The following is a 16,873-nucleotide window of genomic DNA, read 5'->3' on the forward strand; positions in this document are numbered from 1 at the left end:
TTCGACCCTTTCACCCCAAGGTCGAACGGCACTCCCATGGATCGACACGCTAGACGAAGTTTTTTCCCGGCATCTCGCGAGTGCCGGGCTCAGACCAGGCGGGCCTCGTAGGCGGCGATCACCAGGTGGACCCGGCTGCGTGCGCCGAGCTTGGTGAGCAGGCTGCTGACGTGCGTCTTCACCGTGCTGAGGCTGACGTACAGGCGTTGCGCGATCTCCGCGTTGGACAGGCCCCTGGCCACCAGGACCAGGACCTCACGCTCGCGTTCGGTGATCTCCAGGGGGTCGGCGCCCGGGTTCACGTACCGCCGGATCAGCCGCCGGGTGGCGGCCGGGGCCAGCAGTGACTCGCCCGCGGCGACGATGTTCATGCTTCTGAGCAGTTCGGCGGGCGGGGTGTCCTTCAGCAGGAAGCCCGCCGCGCCCGCGCGCAGCGCGCCGTAGACGTACTCGTCCAGGTCGAACGTGGTGACGATGAGCACCCGCGTCTCCGGCCGGGCCGCGCAGATGCGGCGGGTGGCCTCGATGCCGTCCATTTCCGGCATGCGTACGTCCATGAGCACCAGCCCCGGACGCTCGCGACCGGCCGCCGCCACCGCCTGCGCGCCCGTCGCGGCCTCGCCCACCGCGCGAAAGCCCGGTGCGGCGTCGACCAGCCGCAGGAAGCTCGCCCTGATCAGCGGCTGGTCGTCGGCCACCAGTACGCCGATCACAGCGGCAGCCTCGCCATCACCCGGAAGCCGCGCACCGGGCGGGCCCCCGCCTCGAACTCGCCGCCGAAGAGGTGCACCCGCTCGCGCAGCCCGGTCAAGCCGTGCCCGTACGGCCGCGCCTGCCCGCGCGTGCCGTCGTCGGTGACCTCCACGACGAGTTCGGCCCGCCGCCGTTCGATCCGCACCCGGGCGCGCCGGGCCCCCGCGTGTTTGAGCACGTTGGTCAGCGCCTCCTGGACGATCCGGTAGACCGTCAGGTCCATCTCCCCCTCCGCCTCTCCGTCGATGTCCAGCTCCACCGCGAGCCCGGCCGCCCTGGTCCGGGCGACGAGCGCGCCGAGATCCGCCATCCCGGGGGCGGGGGCGAGGTCGGCCGCGCCGTCCTCGCGCAGTACGCCGAGCAGCCGCCGGGTCTCGCGCAGGGCCGACCTGCTGGTCTCCTCGATCGAGGCGAGCGTACGGCTCATCTCCGCGGCCTCGCCCACATGCCCGGCCACGCCCGCCTGCACCGCGATGGTGCTGAGTCCGTGCCCGATCACGTCGTGCAGTTCCCTGGCGATCCGCAGCCGCTCGGCGGTGGTCTCGGCCCTGGCCCGCTCCTCGGCCTGCGCGGCGAGCTGCTCGGTGTAGCGCCTGCGCTGGCGTACCGCGGTACCGGCCGCCCAGCAGGCCGCCATGACCGCCAGCACCAGCCCGGCCCGGTCTCGGACCTCGTCCGTCAGCGGGACTTCGGCCACCCCCTGCACGCCCACCCCCGCCGCCGCGACCAGCGCGAGGACGGCCCGTTCCCGGGTGGCCAGCGTGTAGAGCACCAGCGGCAGGCAGAGCGCGTCGGCGTGCGGCAGCAGGAATTCGCGCATGCCGAGCCCGCCCACCAGGACGACCACGAACACCGCGCGCGGCCACAGCCGCCGGACCGCCACCGGAAGGCCGGTGGCCAGCGCCCCCGCGTAGTCGAGTACGCCGGGCGCGGACACGCTCCGCGACGCGACGAGCCCGATGAAACTGGCCGTGAGCAGCAGCGCGACCGCCGTGTCCACCGTCACCCAGGCCCAGCCGGGTATCCGGCTGAGCAGGGGAGGACGGATCGGTTCACGCACGGTACGAACCTAGCCCGGCGGTCCGGCGTCCCGTATCGGTCCCAGGACCGATGCGGACCGGGCCGCCCCCGCCCGATCGTGGACGACATGATCGAAGTGACCGGACTGACCAGACGCTTCGCCGGGACGCTCGCCGTGGACGACCTCTCCTTCACGGTCGCCCCCGGCCGGATCACCGGCTTCCTCGGGCCGAACGGCGCGGGAAAGACCACGACCATGCGGCTGATCCTCGGCCTGGACCGGCCCACCGCCGGGCGGGCCGAGGTGCACGGCATGCCCTACCGCGAACTCGACCACCCTCTCACCAAGGTCGGCGCGCTCCTGGACGCGACCGCGGTGCAGGGCGGGCGGCGCGCCGAGCAGCACCTGCGGTGGCTGGCCCGCTCCAACGGCATCTCCGCGGCACGGATCGGCGGGCTGCTGGAACTGGTCGGGCTGGGCGACGCGGGCGGCAGGCGGGTCGGCGCGTTCTCGCTGGGCATGAAGCAGCGGCTGGGCCTGGCCGCGGCCCTGCTCGGCGACCCGGAGGTGCTGGTACTCGACGAACCGGCCAACGGGCTCGACCCCGAGGGCATCCGCTGGATGCGCGACCTGCTCAAGTCGCTGGCCGCCGAGGGCCGGACCATCCTCGTGTCCAGCCACCTGATGAGCGAGATGGCGGTCACCGCCGACCGCCTGATCGTGCTGGCCGGGGGCAGGCTGCGTGCCGACGCGGAGATCACCGAGCTGGTACGGCCGGGCACCACGCTGGAGGACGCGTTCATGGAGCTGATCGCCGGGAGCCCGGCATGAACACGGTCGCCGCCGAGTGGATCAAGTTGCGGTCGCTGCGTTCGACCTGGTGGGCGCTGGGCATCGGGGTGGCGCTGTCGCTCGCGCTCACGGCGACGGGCGCGGCCAGCGTCATCGCGCGCTGGCATCCGGAGCAGACCGGGGACCAGGCCGCGATGGGGATCATCGTGGCCGTGTACGTCGGGGTGATCCTGGCGCAGCTCCCGTTCGGCATGCTGGGCGCGATGGCCATCAGCGGCGAGCACACGTCCGGCATGCTCGACACGACGTTCGTCGCGACGCCCTCGCGCGGGCGGGTGCTGGCGGCCAAGGCGGTCGTGCTGGGCGGGCTCGCGGTCGCCGCCTCGCTGCTCATCGCGGTGCCCGGGTACGTCTACGGGCGGTTCGTGGCCGCGAGGTTCGACCCGTCGCCGCTTCCAGCGGAGGCGTGGACGGTGATCGGCGGCGGCACGCTGATGATCGTGGTGACGACGCTGCTCGGGCTGGCGCTCGGCGCGATCCTGCGCAACGGGGCGGTGGCCATCGCCGCGCTGATCACGATCGTCATCGTGGCGCCGTTCGTCGCCCGGATGCTGCCGTGGGGGCAGTGGGTGGGGTTGTTCCTGCCGACCTATCCGGCCATGCAACTGATCGAGCAGTTTCCCAGGGCGATGCCGGTGTGGGCGGCGTTCGCGGTGCTCGCCGGGTGGGCCGTCGTCCCGCTGCTGGCGGCGTTGCACGCCCTCGCACCGGGACGCCGCCGGTCACCCTGAGTGATGGTGGTCGGTCGCGTGCGCCGCCGTTCTCGGTGGCGCTGATCAGCTCAGTCCCTGGGGTCGCTGGTCCGGATATATCGGTCCTGTGATATCCAGTCACCAAACCGCTATTTGACCCGCATATCTGGTAATTGCAGACTGTCACCACATCTGCCGCGGACATCAGGCAGACGGGGGGCGGTAGCCAGCCGCATGCAGCACCGTCACTTAGCGGAAAGGCACGCCATGATCGGCTCCACACGACAGCACACGGTTCCACGGTCGAAGCCGAAAAACGTGGCGATCGCCGGCCTGATAGGGACGACGCTCGAATGGTACGACTTCTACCTGTACGGAACCGCCGCCGCGCTCGTGTTCAACAAGCAGTTCTTCACCACCCTCAGCCCGGTGGCGGGCACGCTCGCCGCCTTCTCGACCTTCGCGGTCGGGTTCCTGGCCCGGCCGCTCGGCGGGATCATCTTCGGGCACTTCGGCGACCGCGCCGGGCGCAAGACCACGCTGGTCGTCTCGCTGCTGACCATGGGGCTGGCCTCGACGTTCATCGGGCTGCTGCCCACGTATGAGTCGATCGGCGTGTGGGCCCCGATCCTGCTGGTGCTGCTGCGGCTGTTGCAGGGCGTCGGCCTGGGCGGTGAGACCAGCGGCGCGGTGCTGATGAGCGTGGAACACGCGCCGGGCGGGCGCAGCAACCTGTTCGGCGGGTTCCCGCAGATGGGCGTGCCGGCGGGGCTGGTACTGGCCAACCTGGTCTACTTCGTGGCCACCGCGGCGTCCACACCGGCCGCGTTCGCCGACTGGGTGTGGCGGGTACCGTTCCTGCTCAGCGCGGTGCTGATCGTGGTGGGCCTGATCATCAGGCTGCGCATCACCGAGTCCCCGAGCTTCGACACGGTCAAGGACCGGAGCGAGATCATCGGCATGCCGGGGATGGCCGCGCTCAAGGGCCACTGGTCGCGGATCATCGCGATCGTGCTGATGGTGACGGCGGCCTCGTCCTGTTCGTACGTGTTCACGGTGTTCTCCCTCTCGTACGGCTCGACCGAACTCGGCCTGGACCGCCAGACGTTGCTGCTGGGCATCACCGTGGGCAGCCTGCTCTGGCTGGCCAGCATCCCGCTCTGGTCGCACGCCGCCGACCGGCACGGGCGGCGCAAGGTGTTCCTGTTCGGGTCGGTCGTGCTGCTGATCGCGGCCGGGGTGTACTTCCCGGTGTTCAACGGCGGCACCACGACGGCGGCGGCGCTCGCCTTCCTGGTCATGGCGCTCAGCACGCCGATCTCGCACGCGCTGCAGGGCAGCATCATGGCCGACGTCTTCCCGGCCGCGATGCGCTACTCCGGGATGGGCATCATCCTCGGGCTGGGCTCGCTCATCGGCGGCACCGCGCCGCTCATCGCCAGCGCGCTGTTCGCCGCCACCGGTACGACCACGCTGGTCAGCGTCTACATGGTGGCCGTGTGCGCGATCAGCCTGATCGCCGCGATGACCCTCTTCCGGATCGCTCCGAAGATCGACGGTGGCCAGCACCTCGGCGTACCGGAGAAGGACGCCGCGCCGCGCACCGGAGCGGCCCTCTAACGTCCCCCCCGCCCCCGCCCGTTTCATCACTGTAAGAGAGGATTTCCCCTGATGACCGATGCAACAACCGATCCCATCGACGTTCTGGTGATCGGCGGCGGGTTCGCCGGGGTGTGGAGCGCGGCGGCGGCGACCCGCGTCAGCGGCGAGAACGGTGCCGCACTGTCCGTCGCCCTGGTGGCCCCCGGTGACGACATGGTGATCCGGCCCCGGCTGTACGAGGCCGACCCGCACGAGATGCGGGTGCCGCTGAGCCGGGTGCTCGGCCCGATCGGCGTGACGCACGTGCCGGCCACGGTCACCGGCATCGACACCGCCCGGCGTACCGTGACGGCCACCGGCCGGGACGGCGAGGTCCGCACCCTCGGCTACCGCCGCCTGGTGCTGGCCACCGGCAGCAGGCTGCGTCCCGCCGAAATCCCCGGCGCCGAGCACCTGCACAACGTGGACGGCCTGGACGGCGCGGTGGCCCTCGACCGCCACCTGCGCGACCTGCCGGAAGGCCCCGGCCGCCGGACCGCGGTGGTCGTGGGCGCGGGCTTCACCGGCCTGGAGGTGGCCACCGAACTGGTCACCCGGCTGGGAGAGGGCGCGCGGATCGTCCTCGTCGAGCGCGCCGACGCGGTGGGGCCCGACCTCGGCCCCGGCCCGCGCCCGGCCATCCTGGAGGCGCTGGAACAGCTCGGCATCGAGGTCCGGCTCGGGCAGAGCGTGGCGTCCGTCGAGCCCGGCGTCGTCCGGCTCACCGACGGCACCGAGATCGCCGCGGACACCGTGGTGTGGACGGCGGGCGTCCAGGCGAGCCCGCTGACCGGCGAGATCGCCGGGCGGCGGGACCGGCTGAACCGGCTGTTCGTGGACGAGCACCTGCGCGTGCCGGAGTCCGCCGAGGTCTTCGCCGCGGGCGACACGGCCGCCGCGACCGCCGAGGAGGGCCACCTGGTGCTCCAGTCCTGCCAGCACGCGATCCCGCTCGGCAAGTACGCGGGCCACAACGCCGCCGCCGACCTGCTCGACCTGCCGCTCGCCTCCTTCGACCCGGCCCCTTACGCCACCTGCGTCGACCTCGGCCCGGCGGGCGCGGTGCTCACCAGCGGCTGGGAGCGCACGGTCGTCAACACCGGCGACGCGGCCAAGCAGCGCAAGATGACGACGAACCGCGAGCGGATCTACCCCCCGCTGGACGACGCCGCCGAAATCCTCCGAGTGGCCGACTTCCGAGTCGGCGTCCGCCCCCCCGCCGCCCGCATCTGACGAAACGCGCACCCAAGCCGACCCTCTGCCGGACGCGACCGGCAGAGGGTCTTTCGTTTCCACGCAGAACGCTATGAATCACGTCGTCGCCGATGACGGTGGCGGTGCCCATCGAGGCTGCCCTCACGGAGGGCTTCGCGTGCGGTCTCGGGTATGGCGGCGAAGTACGTGAACGGCATCCGGCCGGGCCCGGACGGGTTGTAGATCCTGGTGAGGGGGCCGGTAGGCGATTACAGGATCAGGTCACGCGCCGGCGGGGTGGTCGGCTCGGGCGGTGTCAGCAGATCTTGAGCAGGTCGAGAGCGATGTCCACGATCATCTCCCTGGCGTCCAGCCCGTGGCGGAGGGCGGCGGCCTCCGCGTAGTCCAGCGCCGGTGTCTCCACCGAGGCCGGGTCGGCAGCGGGCGCAGGATGTCGTGGGCCGCGTCCATCAGGGCGGAAACGTCGCAGCCGTACGTCCACCCCATCAGACCGGCGACGGCCACGAACGCCTTCAGCGGGCAGGTTGCCAACCCCGGCCCGCGAGGCGTCAACCTGGCGGACGCCGTCCTCGGCCGCGACGCCGAGTTGGCGGGGCGGCCCCCACTCCCTCGGTGGTCAACCGAAAAGCCGCGGGATGCCCGCGAAGTCCGGCTGGTCCTCGCCCTGGCAGAAGGCGGCGAAGGCCGCGGTGGCGGCGCGGGCGGGGGCGGTCACACCGTCGCCGACCAGTGCCGCCATCCGGCGGTCACGCCAGGTGCCGAGGTAGAAGGGTACGTCGGCCAGGTGGCAGGCGCCCAGCGGGACGCCGCGGTGGGTGAGCGGGGCGGGGCGGGTGAACCTGACCCGGCACACCGGGCCGCGGTGCGCCCTGGCGATCTCCCCGGCCGGTCCGTCGAACAGCTCCTCGGTACGCGCCACGGAGTACGGCAGCGTGGGCGGGTCGATCGCGGCGAACAGCCGCATCTCCTCGGTGGTGGTGCTCACCAGCAGCGGCACGGGGGCCGCCGCCCCGGCCCGGATCGCCTCCATCGGGTGCCGGGGCAGCAGTTCGCCATCGATGACCGGCGCGATCGGCAACAACCCGGCCACCGGCGCGCACGCCGCCATCGCGGCGGCCTCCGCCGCCAGCAGCGCGGACAGCGGCACACCCAAAAGGCCGTCCCCAGCCACCGCCCCCAGAACGTCCCCGAGGACCTTTTCGGTGAGGGGAAGGGACTGGGTGGGGGTGGTGAAGCCGTAGGGGACGGCGCTGAGGATGGCGGCTCGGGCGTAGAGGTTTTGGGTGGAGGGGGAGGTGAGGAGGGCGAGGACGCTGGTGGCGCCGGCGGAGTGGCCGGCGAGGGTGACGCGGGCGGGGTCGCCGCCGAAGGCGGGGGCGTTGTGCTGGACCCAGCGGAGGGCGGCGATCTGGTCGCGCAGGCCCAGGTTGGCCGGGACTCCCGGGAGGTGGCCGAAGCCGAGGAAGCCCAGCCGGTAGTTCAGGGTGACGACGACCAGGCCGTGGGCGCGGGCCAGCGGCCCGCCGTCGTACATCGGCTGCGCGCCCGAGCCGGACACGAACGCGCCGCCGTGCACGAACACCAGCACCGGCCGCCGCGCGTCGTCGCACCCGGGGGTCCAGACGTTGAGGGTGAGCGGGCCCTCGTCGCCCTCGGCCGGGTCCAGGTCCAGGCCGGGGACCCAGGCCATCCGGCCGGGGCGCTGCGCGACGGGCGGCCCGAACCGGCTCGCGTCCCGCTCGCCGCGCCAGGGCTCCGGCGGTTCGGGGAGCCCGAACCGGCGGGCGGGGACCGCGTACGGGACGCCGCGGAAGGCGGTGACGCCGTTCGCCCGGACGCCGCGCAGCACGCCGTCCGCGACCCTCGCCCGCAGGCCGGTCACGGCGAGACCGGCCGGAAGAACTCGCGCGCGTTGCCGGCGAAGATCCGGTCCCGGTCGGCGCCCATGACATCCACCAGCAGTCGCAGCGCCCGCAGGGCAGTCATGGTGAGACCGGCTCGAAGAACTCGCGCGCGTTGCCGGCGAAGATCCGGGCCCGGTCGGCGTCGGTCAGTTCGGCGCAGCCGCGTACGACCGCCCCCGGCTCCTGCTCACCGAGCGGGAACGGGTAGTCGGTGCCGAGCATCACCCGGTCGGCGCCCATGACCTCCACCAGCAGCCGCAGCGCCCGCGGGTCGAACACGGCCGAGTCCACGTAGAAGCGCGAGACGTACTCCGACGGCGGCCGGGGCGAGTGCGCGCGTACCAGGTCCCGGTTGCGCCAGGCGTTCTCGACCCGGCCCAGCAGGTAGGCGAAACTGCCGCCGCCGTGGCAGAAGCACAGCTTCAACGACTCGGGCAGCCGCTCGAAGGCCCCGGTCAGGATCAGCCCGAGGATGCTGAGCTGGGTCTCCGCGGGCATGCCGACCAGCCAGGACAGCATGTGGTGGCCCATCCGGTCCGCGCCGAGCATGTCCCACGGGTGGACCAGTACCGGCACCCCCTCGTTCCCGCAGTGCGCCAGGAACTCCACCAGTTCCGGCCGGTCGAGGTACCGCTCGCCGACGTGGTTGCCGAGGTGGACCCCGCGGTGCCCGGACGCGATGGCCTTGGTCATCGTGTCCACGGCGAGGTCCACGTCCTGGAGCGGCACCTGGCACAGCGGCAGCAGCCGGTCGGGGGCCCCGGCGCAGTGCGCCAGGATGCGCTCGTTGACCAGGTCGCACCAGTCGGCGGCGCGGGCTGGGTCAGCGCCGTACCCGAACAGCAGCGGGGTCGAGGAGACCGCCTGCACGTCGATGCCGCGCGCGTCCATGTCGGCCAGCCGCCGTTCCGGCTCCCAGAGCCCGGCGGTGACCGGCCGGTACTCGTCCTCGCCGCTCATCATCATCCCGGTGCCGTCACCGTGGACGCGCAGCCACGGTCCGGCGTCCGCGCTGATGATCCTGCTCTCCTCCCGGGTGATCTCCGGGAAGATGTGGGCGTGGACGTCGATGACGGTCACGGGCTTCTCCTTGGTCCGGTGCCGGTACGGCGTCAGGCGCGGGGGGCGACGGCGGGGCGCAACTGCTCGGGCCAGTCACGCCCGGGGTGTTCGGTTCCGCACTCGGGGCAGGCGCGGTCGCCCGCGTAGAACGCCTCGAAGATCGGCGGTAGGTCGTCCACGATCGACTTGAGCTGGAGTTCGGCGCGGTGGACCAGGTGGTTGCAGTTGACGCAGTACCACTCGAAGGCGTCCAGGTCGCCGGTCGGCCGGACGAACTCCACGACCAGCCCGACGCTGCCCGGCTCGGGCCGCTGCGGGGAGTGCCGGACGTGCGGCGGGATCAGGAAGACGTCGCCCTCGTTGATCTGCACGTCCACCGGAGGCTTGCCGACCTCCTCCATGACTCGCAGCACCATGTTGCCCTTGAGCTGGTAGAAGAACTCCTCCAGCGGGTCGTCGTGGAAGTCGGTGCGCTGGTTGGGGCCGCCGACGACGGTGACGATCAGGTTGGTGTCCTGCCAGATCTGCACGTTGCCGACCGGGGGCTTGAGCAGGTCGCGGTGCTCGTCGATCCACTGCTCGAAGTTGAACGGCATGCCGTGGGCGAGGCGCGGCAGCGTCATCGTCACGAGTCCTTTCCGGTTTGCGGGATGTGGGCCACGCACGAGATCTCGATGAGCAGGTGCGGGTGCGGAAGCTGGTGGACCGCCACCGTGGTGCGGCTGGGGCCGGTCTCGTCGAAGTACTCGGCGTAGACGGCGTTGTAGCCGCCGAAGTCGTTCATGCTGACCAGGTACGTGGTGACGCTGACGACGTCGCCGAGGTCGCCGCCCGCCGCGCGCAGCAGGGTCGCGATGTTCTCGATGACGGCCCGGGTCTGCTCGCGGATGTCGAGGGAGGTGACCCCCATCTCGTCGGCGGACGCGCCCGCGAACGTCCCGTCGGGGCGGCGGGAACTCGTGCCGGACACGAAGACCAGGTCGCCCGCCCGGCGTACGTGCGGGAACCGGCCGCGTGGCCTGGCCGCGCCGGGTACGACGATGGCGCCGTGCTCGTCCTGGCTCATCGGGTGGTCACCTCCACGTTGCCGAGACCGGACGCGGCCACGCGGACGTGCGCGCCGCGGGGCAGCGGTACGGCGGCGGTGGCCGCCCCGGCGAGCACGATCCAGCCCGCCTCCAGGGTGACGCCGGCCGCGCAGGCCAGCCGGGCCGCCGCCGCGAGCGAGCGCAGCGGGTCGCCGAGGATGGCGGCGGAGGACCCGGCCTCGGCCGGGCGGCCGTCGATCTCCAGCAGCAGGCCGACGTTGCCGACGTCGGTGAGGGGCCGCCAGGGGCCGACGCCGAGCGCCGCCGCGGAGGCGTTGTCGGCGATCACGTCGGGCAGCGTGAAGGAGAAGCCCTCGTACCGGGAGTCCAGCACCTCGTAGGCGACGGCCACACCGGCGACGGCCCCCGCGACCTCGGCGGGGGTGGGACGGCCGGTCAGCGGGCGGCCCAGCAGGAACGCGATCTCCGGCTCGATCCGGGGGTGGATCAGGCCGCCGATGTCGAGCGTGCCGCCGTCCTCGACGAGCATCGCGTCGGTGATCATGCCCCAGATGAGGTCGTCCACGCCCATCTGGGCCATCTTCGCCTTGCTGGTGAAGCCCATCTTGACCCCGGCGGGCCGTTCGCCCCGGGTCAGGCGCCGCTCGAACGCCGCCCGCTGCACCTGGTAGGCGGTGGCGACGTCGAGCGGCAGGGTGTCGGTCGGCCGGGCTACCGTCCGGCCGGCCTGGGCGGCGTCGTCCAGGATCTCCGCGAGCGCCGCCACGTCTATGACATCGGTGTTCATGAGTCCTCCTCCGGCGCGAAGGACACGCGCACGTCGCCCAGCCCGGCGATGCGGGCCTCCAGTACGTCGCCGGGCGCCACCTCGGCCACCGGGCCGAGCGCGCCGGTGAGCACGGTGTCCCCGGCCCGCAGCGGACGGCCCAGCCGGACCAGGGTGTCGGCCAGCCACAGCGCCGCGTTCAGCGGATGGCCCAGGCAGGCGGCCCCCGCGCCGGTGGAGACCTGGATGCCGCGCCGTTCCAGGACCATCCCGGCGGTGCGCAGGTCCACGTCCCGCAGCGGGACGGGCCGGGTGCCCAGTACGTAACACCCGGAGCTGGCGTTGTCGGCGACGGTGTCGGCGATCGTGATGTCCCAGTCGCGGATCCGGCTGCCGACCACCTCGATGGCGGGCAGCGCGAACGCCGTCGCCCTGATCACGTCGGCCACCGTGTGCCGCTCGTGGGTGAGGTCAGCGTCGAGGACGAGGGCCACCTCGGCCTCGGCCCGGGGCTGGAGCACCGCCCCGACGGGGATCTCCTCGCCGTCCGGCACCGCCATGTCGGCGTAGAGCATGCCGAAGTCCGGGACGTCCACGCCGAGCTGCCGCTGCACGGCCCGCGAGGTCAGGCCGATCTTGCGGCCGGTGAGCCGCCGTCCCTGCGCCAGCCAGTCGCGGGTGAGCCGTTCCTGTACCTCGTACGCGGCGTCGGCGGCCTGCGGGCCGATGCCGAGCAGGTCGCGCACCGGGTCGCAGGGCACGCCGGAGTCGTGCGCGGCGCGCAGCCGTTCGGCCGCCGCCTCGACCGCCTGTGTTCCGATCATGTCCCCGCCCTCTCAGATCCGCACGCAGACGTTGACCGGCTCGGAGAAGAAGTCCAGCGAGTACTCCCCGCCCTCCCGCCCGATCCCGGACGCCTTGACCCCGCCGAACGGCGTCCGCAGGTCGCGCAGGTTCCAGCAGTTCACCCAGACGATGCCCGCTTCGACGCGGGGAGCCACCCGGTGCGCCCGGGAGAGGTTCGTGGTCCACACGGTGGCGGCCAGCCCGTAGGCGCTGTCGTTGGCCAGCCGGACCGCCTCGTCCTCGGTGTCGAACGGGGCCACATGGCAGACCGGTCCGAAGATCTCCTCCCGGACGGTCCTGGCCGTGGACGGCAGGCCGGTCAGCACCGTTGGTTCCACGTGGAACCCTTGGTCGCGGTCGTCCCCGAAGTCCGGTATGCCGCCGCCCGCCACCACGGTCGCGCCCTCTTCGACGGCGAGCCGGTAGTACGACAGCACTTTGTCCCGGTGCTGGGCGGAGATCATCGGCCCGTAGCCGGCCAGCTTGCGGGCGCGCTCACCGAGCGCCGCCACGAACTCGTCGTAGATCGGCCGCTCGACGTACACCCGCTCGGTGCACAGGCAGATCTGGCCGGAGTGGGTGAAGGCGGACCGCAGGGTCCCCTCCACGGCGGCCTCGAAGTCGGCGTCGGCGAAGACCAGCGCGGCGTTCTTGCCGCCCAGCTCGAACGACACCGGGGTGACGTGGTCGGCGGCGGCCCGCATGATGGCCGACCCGGTGGCCGACTCCCCGGTGAAGGCGATGGCGTCCACCTCGGGGTGGCTGGTCAGGAACTCACCGGCCGCGCCCGCCCCATGCCCGTGGAGCAGGTTGAACGCGCCCGGCGGCAGCCCGGCCTCGTGGATCACCTCGGCGAGCAGCGCGGCCGTGCCGGGGGTCTCCTCCGACGGCTTGGCCACCACGGCGTTGCCGGCCGCGAGGGCGGGGGCGACCTTCCAGGACAGCAGGAGCAGCGGCAGGTTCCACGGGGAGATGACCGCGACGACGCCGAGCGGACGCCGTACCGTGTAGTTCAGCGCCTCGCCCTGCGGGGAGACCGTGTGGAAGGTGCTGTCGCGGCGCGCGTAGAGCAGGTCGGCGTACGCCCGGAAGTTGTCGATCGCGCGCGGGATGTCCATGGTCTCGGCCAGGGCGCGGGGCTTGCCGGTCTCGCGTACCTCGGTGTCCACGAAGTCGCCGAACCTGGCCGCGATGCCGTCGGCGATGCGGCGCAAAGCCGCCGAACGGTCCCCGACGGACATGCTCCCCCACGGGCCCGCCAGGGCGCCGCGCGCCGCGCGCACGGCCTCGTCGACGAGTTCCCTGGGCGCTTCGGGGACGGCCCCGATCACGGCCCCGTCGGTGGGGTCGATCAGCGGGAAGGTGTCGTCCGCCCACCGGAAGGACCCGGCCACGTACATGGCCACCGGGTCTGATCCCGGAGCTGTTCGCCGCATTACTGCCCCTTCCACAACAGCCCGCCCAACAGCGGACAAATGAGATGATGCGCTACGCGGGCTATACCACGCTAATATCGGTTTTTGCGTTATGTATCACCGTTCTGTGATAGGAGTACGGCCATGCGTCCCGTCGATCTGCTGAACGGGCGGCTCAAGCTGCGTCACCTCGTGCTGGTCGTGGTGATCGCCGAGCAGGGCAGCGTGCTCCGCGCGGCCGAGCACCTGCGCCTCGCCCAGCCCGCCGTCACGCGGGCGCTGCGCGAGGCGGAGCAGTTCCTCGGGGTCGCGCTGTTCACCCGGGGGCCGCGCGGAGTGACCCCCACGCTGTTCGGCGAGGCGTTCATCGAGCACGCCAGGACCGTGCTCGCCGAACTGCGCCGGGCCGGGGAGCGCATCGACGAGCTGAACCGGGGCGACGTCGGCACCGTGACCATCGGCACCCTGCTCGCCGGGTCCAACGTGCTGCTGCCCCGGGCCATCGCCGCGCTCAAGGCCGACCGGCCGGGCATCACCGTGATCGTGCAGGAGGCCACCTTCGACACCCAGGTACCGCGCCTGCTGGACGGCGAGATCGACATGATCCTCGGCCGGCTCAACCCGATCGAGGACCAGCCCGCCCTGCGTCAGATCACCCTCTACAGCGAGCCGGTCCGGCTGGTGGCGCGGGCCGGGCACCCGGCGCAGACCCTCCCCGGGCTCACCCTGCCCGACCTGCTCACCTACCCCTGGGTGCTGCCGCTGGAACAGACCTCGCTGCGGCACGAGCTGGAGCAGGTGTTCCGGAACGAAGGGCTGGAGCTGCCGGGCAACCGCGTGGAGTGCACCTCGATCCTCACCGTGCGCACCCTGCTCAGGGACACCGACATGGTGGCCGCCCTGCCGGAACTGGTCGCGCGCATCGACCCCGACCTGGCGCTGCTGCCGGTGCCGCTGGCCTCGGTACGCCGCCTGGTCGGCGTCACCTTCCCCGCCCACCGCCCGCTGACCCCGTCGGCCCGCCTGATGCTGGACCACTTCCACGCCCAGGCCGCCGAGCTGACCGCCTGACCCCGGCGGGAGGTCAGCCCCGGTACGGAGTGCCCGGCCGCGCGGTGCCCGCCGCCCAGGAGGCCAGGATGCGCAGGCCGTCGTGGGAGGGCGTGCCGGGCTCGGCGGTCCACACGATGAGCTGCTGGTCGGGGTCGCCGGTACAGGCCAGCGCGTCCCAGTCGAGGGTCAGCTCGCCCGCCACCGGGTGGCACAGCACCTTGGCGAACTTGCCCCGCAGGCTCACCTGGTGCTCGCCCCACCACCGGCGGAAGTCGTCGTACCGGACGGAGAGCTCGCCCACCAGGCTCGCCATCCGCTGGTCCTCCGGATTACGGCCGGCCTCCATCCGGAGCATCGCCACGGTGTCGCGGGCCATGCGTTCCCAGTCGGCGTGCAAGGCCCTGATCGACGGGTCCGCGAAGAGCAGCCATACGTAATTTCTCTTCTTTTCTGGGACTTTGGCGAAATCTGTGAACAGTGCGGCGGACATCCGATTCCACGCGAGAATGTCCATCCGCCGGCCCAGGATGACCGCGGGAGTGGTCGTGAGTTCGGACAGCAGTCGGCGCAACTGCGGGCGCACCCGCTGGGCGGCCTGCCTGCGCGGGCGCGCGGCGTCCCGGCCGGCCAGCTCGAACAGGTAGGCGCGCTCGTCGTCGTTCAGGTGCAAGACCCTGGCCAGTACGTCGAGCACCGGCGCCGACGCGGGCCTGCGGCCCTGTTCCAGGCGGGTGTAGTAGTCGGTGCTGATCGACGCGAGCAGCGCGACCTCCTCCCGGCGCAACCCCTTGACCCGCCGCCGGGCCCCGGTGTCGGGCAGCCCGACCGTACGCGGGCTGAGCCGGGCCCGGCGAGCCTTCAGAAACTCGCCCAGCTCACTCGGATGCGCGTCACCGCTCATGGGTCGAGTCTCGCAGAGAACACGACCCGTGCGGGAGGGTCACGAATGCAATTGTGCGGCACTGAGCCGGAAGCGAGCGCGGAGAGCCCGGAGAGCATGGAGACCGCTGCGAGTATTGCGTTTCCGCTCGCTCTTTGGAAATAACGGCAATATACGAAAGCGAACATCGCTTTCCGGCCCCGCCGTATGCTTCACAAGGGGGCGGCGGGCTGAGAGCATGGCGATCGTGTCCCTCACGGAGTGGCCGTTACGCCTGCTGCGGGCCGTTGTGTTCGCGGTGGTGTGCGTCGCCGTGTCGGCGGCGGGGCACGCGTTCGCCGGGGGTGGGGCGGTGGCGCCGGCCGGGCTGGGGCTCGGGTTCCTGGGTGCGCTGATCTTCGCCGGGGCGCTCGCGGGGCGCGAGCGCGGCCGGACGACCGTGCTCGCGGCCGGGGTGGGGGTCCAGGTCCTGCTGCACCAGATGTTCGCCTGGGTCTCGCCGCTGCCCGAAGCGGTACCCGAGCACGGGCACAACGGCTCGGGGCCCGGCATGATGGCCGTCCACCTCGCCGTGGCCGTGCTGAGCGGATGGTGGCTGCACCGGGGCGAGAGCGCCCTTTCGCTCATGCTCCGGCTGTGGGGCAGACCCGTACTCGCCCTGTGGCACCGGCCGCTCGCCGTGGCGCACGTCGTCGCCGCCGTGCCCCGGTACACCGTCCGCGCACAGGACTCCGAGGCCCCGGCGCTGCGGCTGATCGCGGCGGCGATCCACCGGCGCGGACCGCCCCCGGCGCTGCGCGCCGGCTGATCGGCCGTACGGCAGACGGCGGAGCACCTGACCTCCCGGCACCCATGGTCGCCGGCGCGTCCGGCGTGCTCGCGCCGGTTCTTCGGCATCCGCGCCGACTTCCGCACGTCCGGCGGGCCGGCCGCTCCTCCATGCGATGAACCTTTTTGGACCCGTCGCCTGGACCGGGTCAGGGGCGCGGATACGGCATTTGGCTCACCGCCTCCGACAGCTCACCGTCTCCGGCAAGGGAACCTGAGGTCGAAAAGGTTCACTGATCCACCGATCCCACGGCTCTGTCGCTCTGCCGACCCAGGGGTGAATCAGCATGACCGCCATCGACGACGCCCGGCGAATCACCGACGACGAACGACTGACCGCACTTGCCCTTTCCGCACGCGGCGGCGAGGCCGCCCATCTGGCCGCGTTCGCCCAGGCCGCCTATGCGGACGTGCGGCGCTTCCTGGCCCACCTGACCGACGACCGCTCCGCCGACGATCTCGCCCAGGAGACCTTCTTACGGGTGCTGCGCAGCTTACCGAGGTTCGCCGGAAGATCATCGGCCCGTACCTGGCTGCTGGCCATCGCCCGGCGGGTGGTCGTGGACCGCTTCCGCGCGGCGGCGGCCCGGCCGGTCGTGGCCGACCTGCCCGACTGGCAGGCCGCCGCCGAACGCTGCCGCCCGTCCGGGCTGCCCGGCCTGGAGGACCAGGTGGTCCTCACCGACCTGCTGTCCGCCGTGCCCCGCGAGCGGCGGGAGGCGTTCGTGCTGACCCAGGTGGCGGGCCTTTCCTACGCGGAGGCCGCCGCGCAGCTCGGCTGCCCGATCGGTACCGTGCGGTCCCGGGTCGCCAGGGCGCGCGGGCAGCTCATCGCCGCGCTCACCGGCCCGTACCGCTCCGAGGGCGCAGGATGAGGTGCGGCGCGTCCGGCCCGG

General features: G+C 72.4%; 16 protein-coding genes and 1 pseudogene. 7 read left to right on the forward strand and 10 right to left on the reverse strand.

Annotated features, from left to right (window positions below):
- Positions 1–89 precede the first annotated feature (89 nt).
- On the reverse strand, positions 90–713 hold the full coding sequence (locus tag DP939_RS08195) for a response regulator (RefSeq protein WP_113979981.1): 624 nt from the start codon (positions 711–713) through the stop codon (positions 90–92).
- Positions 710–1,813 (reverse strand): sensor histidine kinase, encoded by a 1,104-nt coding sequence (locus tag DP939_RS08200; protein ID WP_147267922.1) that lies wholly within the window; start codon positions 1,811–1,813, stop codon positions 710–712. The genes DP939_RS08195 and DP939_RS08200 overlap by 4 nt, the downstream gene beginning before the upstream one ends.
- 87 nt (positions 1,814–1,900) lie before the next feature.
- On the opposite strand from DP939_RS08200, the pseudogene DP939_RS08205 reads away from it, so the two are divergent.
- From DP939_RS08205 to DP939_RS08220, 4 genes and pseudogenes are all read left to right on the forward strand, one after another.
- Positions 1,901–2,545, forward strand: a pseudogene (locus DP939_RS08205) (ABC transporter ATP-binding protein); the annotation flags it as partial.
- 56 nt (positions 2,546–2,601) lie between these two features.
- Positions 2,602–3,357, forward strand: coding sequence for an ABC transporter permease (locus DP939_RS08210; RefSeq protein ID WP_113979984.1), 756 nt, complete (start codon positions 2,602–2,604; stop codon positions 3,355–3,357).
- 279 nt (positions 3,358–3,636) lie between these two features.
- Positions 3,637–4,938, forward strand: coding sequence for an MFS transporter (locus DP939_RS08215; RefSeq protein WP_199565015.1), 1,302 nt, complete (start codon positions 3,637–3,639; stop codon positions 4,936–4,938).
- A 51-nt stretch (positions 4,939–4,989) separates the two neighbouring features.
- Positions 4,990–6,192, forward strand: coding sequence for an NAD(P)/FAD-dependent oxidoreductase (locus DP939_RS08220; protein WP_113979986.1), 1,203 nt, complete (start codon positions 4,990–4,992; stop codon positions 6,190–6,192).
- Between the two features lie 598 nt (positions 6,193–6,790).
- Here DP939_RS08220 and DP939_RS08230 read toward each other — a convergent pair.
- The 7 genes from DP939_RS08230 to DP939_RS08260 form a co-directional block, all read right to left on the reverse strand.
- Complete coding sequence (locus tag DP939_RS08230; RefSeq protein WP_113979987.1) at positions 6,791–8,056, reverse strand: carboxylesterase family protein; 1,266 nt, start codon at positions 8,054–8,056, stop codon at positions 6,791–6,793.
- A gap of 100 nt (positions 8,057–8,156) precedes the next feature.
- Positions 8,157–9,158 carry an amidohydrolase family protein gene (locus tag DP939_RS08235; RefSeq protein ID WP_113979988.1) on the reverse strand — a complete coding sequence of 334 codons (1,002 nt, stop codon included), beginning with the start codon at positions 9,156–9,158 and terminating at the stop codon, positions 8,157–8,159.
- Positions 9,159–9,190: 32 nt separating this feature from the next.
- Positions 9,191–9,763 carry a 3-hydroxyanthranilate 3,4-dioxygenase gene (locus DP939_RS08240; protein WP_113979989.1) on the reverse strand — a complete coding sequence of 191 codons (573 nt, stop codon included), beginning with the start codon at positions 9,761–9,763 and terminating at the stop codon, positions 9,191–9,193.
- A gap of 2 nt (positions 9,764–9,765) precedes the next feature.
- Positions 9,766–10,206: a RidA family protein gene (locus DP939_RS08245; RefSeq protein WP_113979990.1), complete on the reverse strand. Its 441-nt coding sequence runs from the start codon at positions 10,204–10,206 to the stop codon at positions 9,766–9,768.
- Entirely contained in the window at positions 10,203–10,976 is a 774-nt protein-coding gene (locus DP939_RS08250; protein ID WP_113979991.1) for a 2-keto-4-pentenoate hydratase, read from the reverse strand. The genes DP939_RS08245 and DP939_RS08250 overlap by 4 nt, the downstream gene beginning before the upstream one ends.
- Positions 10,973–11,779 (reverse strand): 2-keto-4-pentenoate hydratase, encoded by an 807-nt coding sequence (locus DP939_RS08255; RefSeq protein WP_113979992.1) that lies wholly within the window; start codon positions 11,777–11,779, stop codon positions 10,973–10,975. The genes DP939_RS08250 and DP939_RS08255 overlap by 4 nt, the downstream gene beginning before the upstream one ends.
- Before the next feature lie 12 nt (positions 11,780–11,791).
- A complete protein-coding gene (locus DP939_RS08260; protein WP_199565044.1) occupies positions 11,792–13,201 on the reverse strand; it encodes a 2-hydroxymuconic semialdehyde dehydrogenase in 1,410 nt (469 codons plus the stop codon).
- Positions 13,202–13,360: 159 nt separating this feature from the next.
- On the opposite strand from DP939_RS08260, the gene DP939_RS08265 reads away from it, so the two are divergent.
- Complete coding sequence (locus DP939_RS08265; RefSeq protein WP_113979994.1) at positions 13,361–14,287, forward strand: LysR substrate-binding domain-containing protein; 927 nt, start codon at positions 13,361–13,363, stop codon at positions 14,285–14,287.
- A 13-nt stretch (positions 14,288–14,300) separates the two neighbouring features.
- On the opposite strand, the gene DP939_RS08270 is transcribed toward DP939_RS08265, so the two are convergent.
- On the reverse strand, positions 14,301–15,170 hold the full coding sequence (locus DP939_RS08270; protein WP_113979995.1) for a helix-turn-helix domain-containing protein: 870 nt from the start codon (positions 15,168–15,170) through the stop codon (positions 14,301–14,303).
- 226 nt (positions 15,171–15,396) lie between these two features.
- Here DP939_RS08270 and DP939_RS08275 point away from each other — a divergent pair, with 226 nt between their 5' ends.
- Positions 15,397–15,957, forward strand: a complete 561-nt coding sequence (locus tag DP939_RS08275) for a hypothetical protein (protein ID WP_147267923.1) — start codon at positions 15,397–15,399, stop codon at positions 15,955–15,957.
- Positions 15,958–16,264: 307 nt separating this feature from the next.
- Positions 16,265–16,852, forward strand: coding sequence for a sigma-70 family RNA polymerase sigma factor (locus DP939_RS08280; protein ID WP_113979997.1), 588 nt, complete (start codon positions 16,265–16,267; stop codon positions 16,850–16,852).
- Positions 16,853–16,873 lie beyond the last annotated feature (21 nt).

Source organism: Spongiactinospora rosea (genome assembly GCF_003315795.1).
Classification (GTDB): domain Bacteria; phylum Actinomycetota; class Actinomycetes; order Streptosporangiales; family Streptosporangiaceae; genus Spongiactinospora; species Spongiactinospora rosea.

Bases quoted from the DNA above. Each gene is read 5' to 3' on its own strand.
- DP939_RS08210 (WP_113979984.1), top strand. From the start codon at position 2,602: ATGAACACGGTCGCCGCCGAGTGGATCAAGTTGCGGTCGCTGCGTTCG.
- DP939_RS08220 (WP_113979986.1), top strand. From the start codon at position 4,990: ATGACCGATGCAACAACCGATCCCATCGACGTTCTGGTGATCGGCGGC.
- DP939_RS08240 (WP_113979989.1), bottom strand. From the start codon at position 9,763: ATGACGCTGCCGCGCCTCGCCCACGGCATGCCGTTCAACTTCGAGCAG.
- DP939_RS08245 (WP_113979990.1), bottom strand. From the start codon at position 10,206: ATGAGCCAGGACGAGCACGGCGCCATCGTCGTACCCGGCGCGGCCAGG.
- DP939_RS08250 (WP_113979991.1), bottom strand. From the start codon at position 10,976: ATGAACACCGATGTCATAGACGTGGCGGCGCTCGCGGAGATCCTGGAC.
- DP939_RS08255 (WP_113979992.1), bottom strand. From the start codon at position 11,779: ATGATCGGAACACAGGCGGTCGAGGCGGCGGCCGAACGGCTGCGCGCC.
- DP939_RS08260 (WP_199565044.1), bottom strand. From the start codon at position 13,201: ATGTACGTGGCCGGGTCCTTCCGGTGGGCGGACGACACCTTCCCGCTG.
- DP939_RS08265 (WP_113979994.1), top strand. From the start codon at position 13,361: ATGCGTCCCGTCGATCTGCTGAACGGGCGGCTCAAGCTGCGTCACCTC.
- DP939_RS08270 (WP_113979995.1), bottom strand. From the start codon at position 15,170: ATGAGCGGTGACGCGCATCCGAGTGAGCTGGGCGAGTTTCTGAAGGCT.
- DP939_RS08280 (WP_113979997.1), top strand. From the start codon at position 16,265: ATGACCGCCATCGACGACGCCCGGCGAATCACCGACGACGAACGACTG.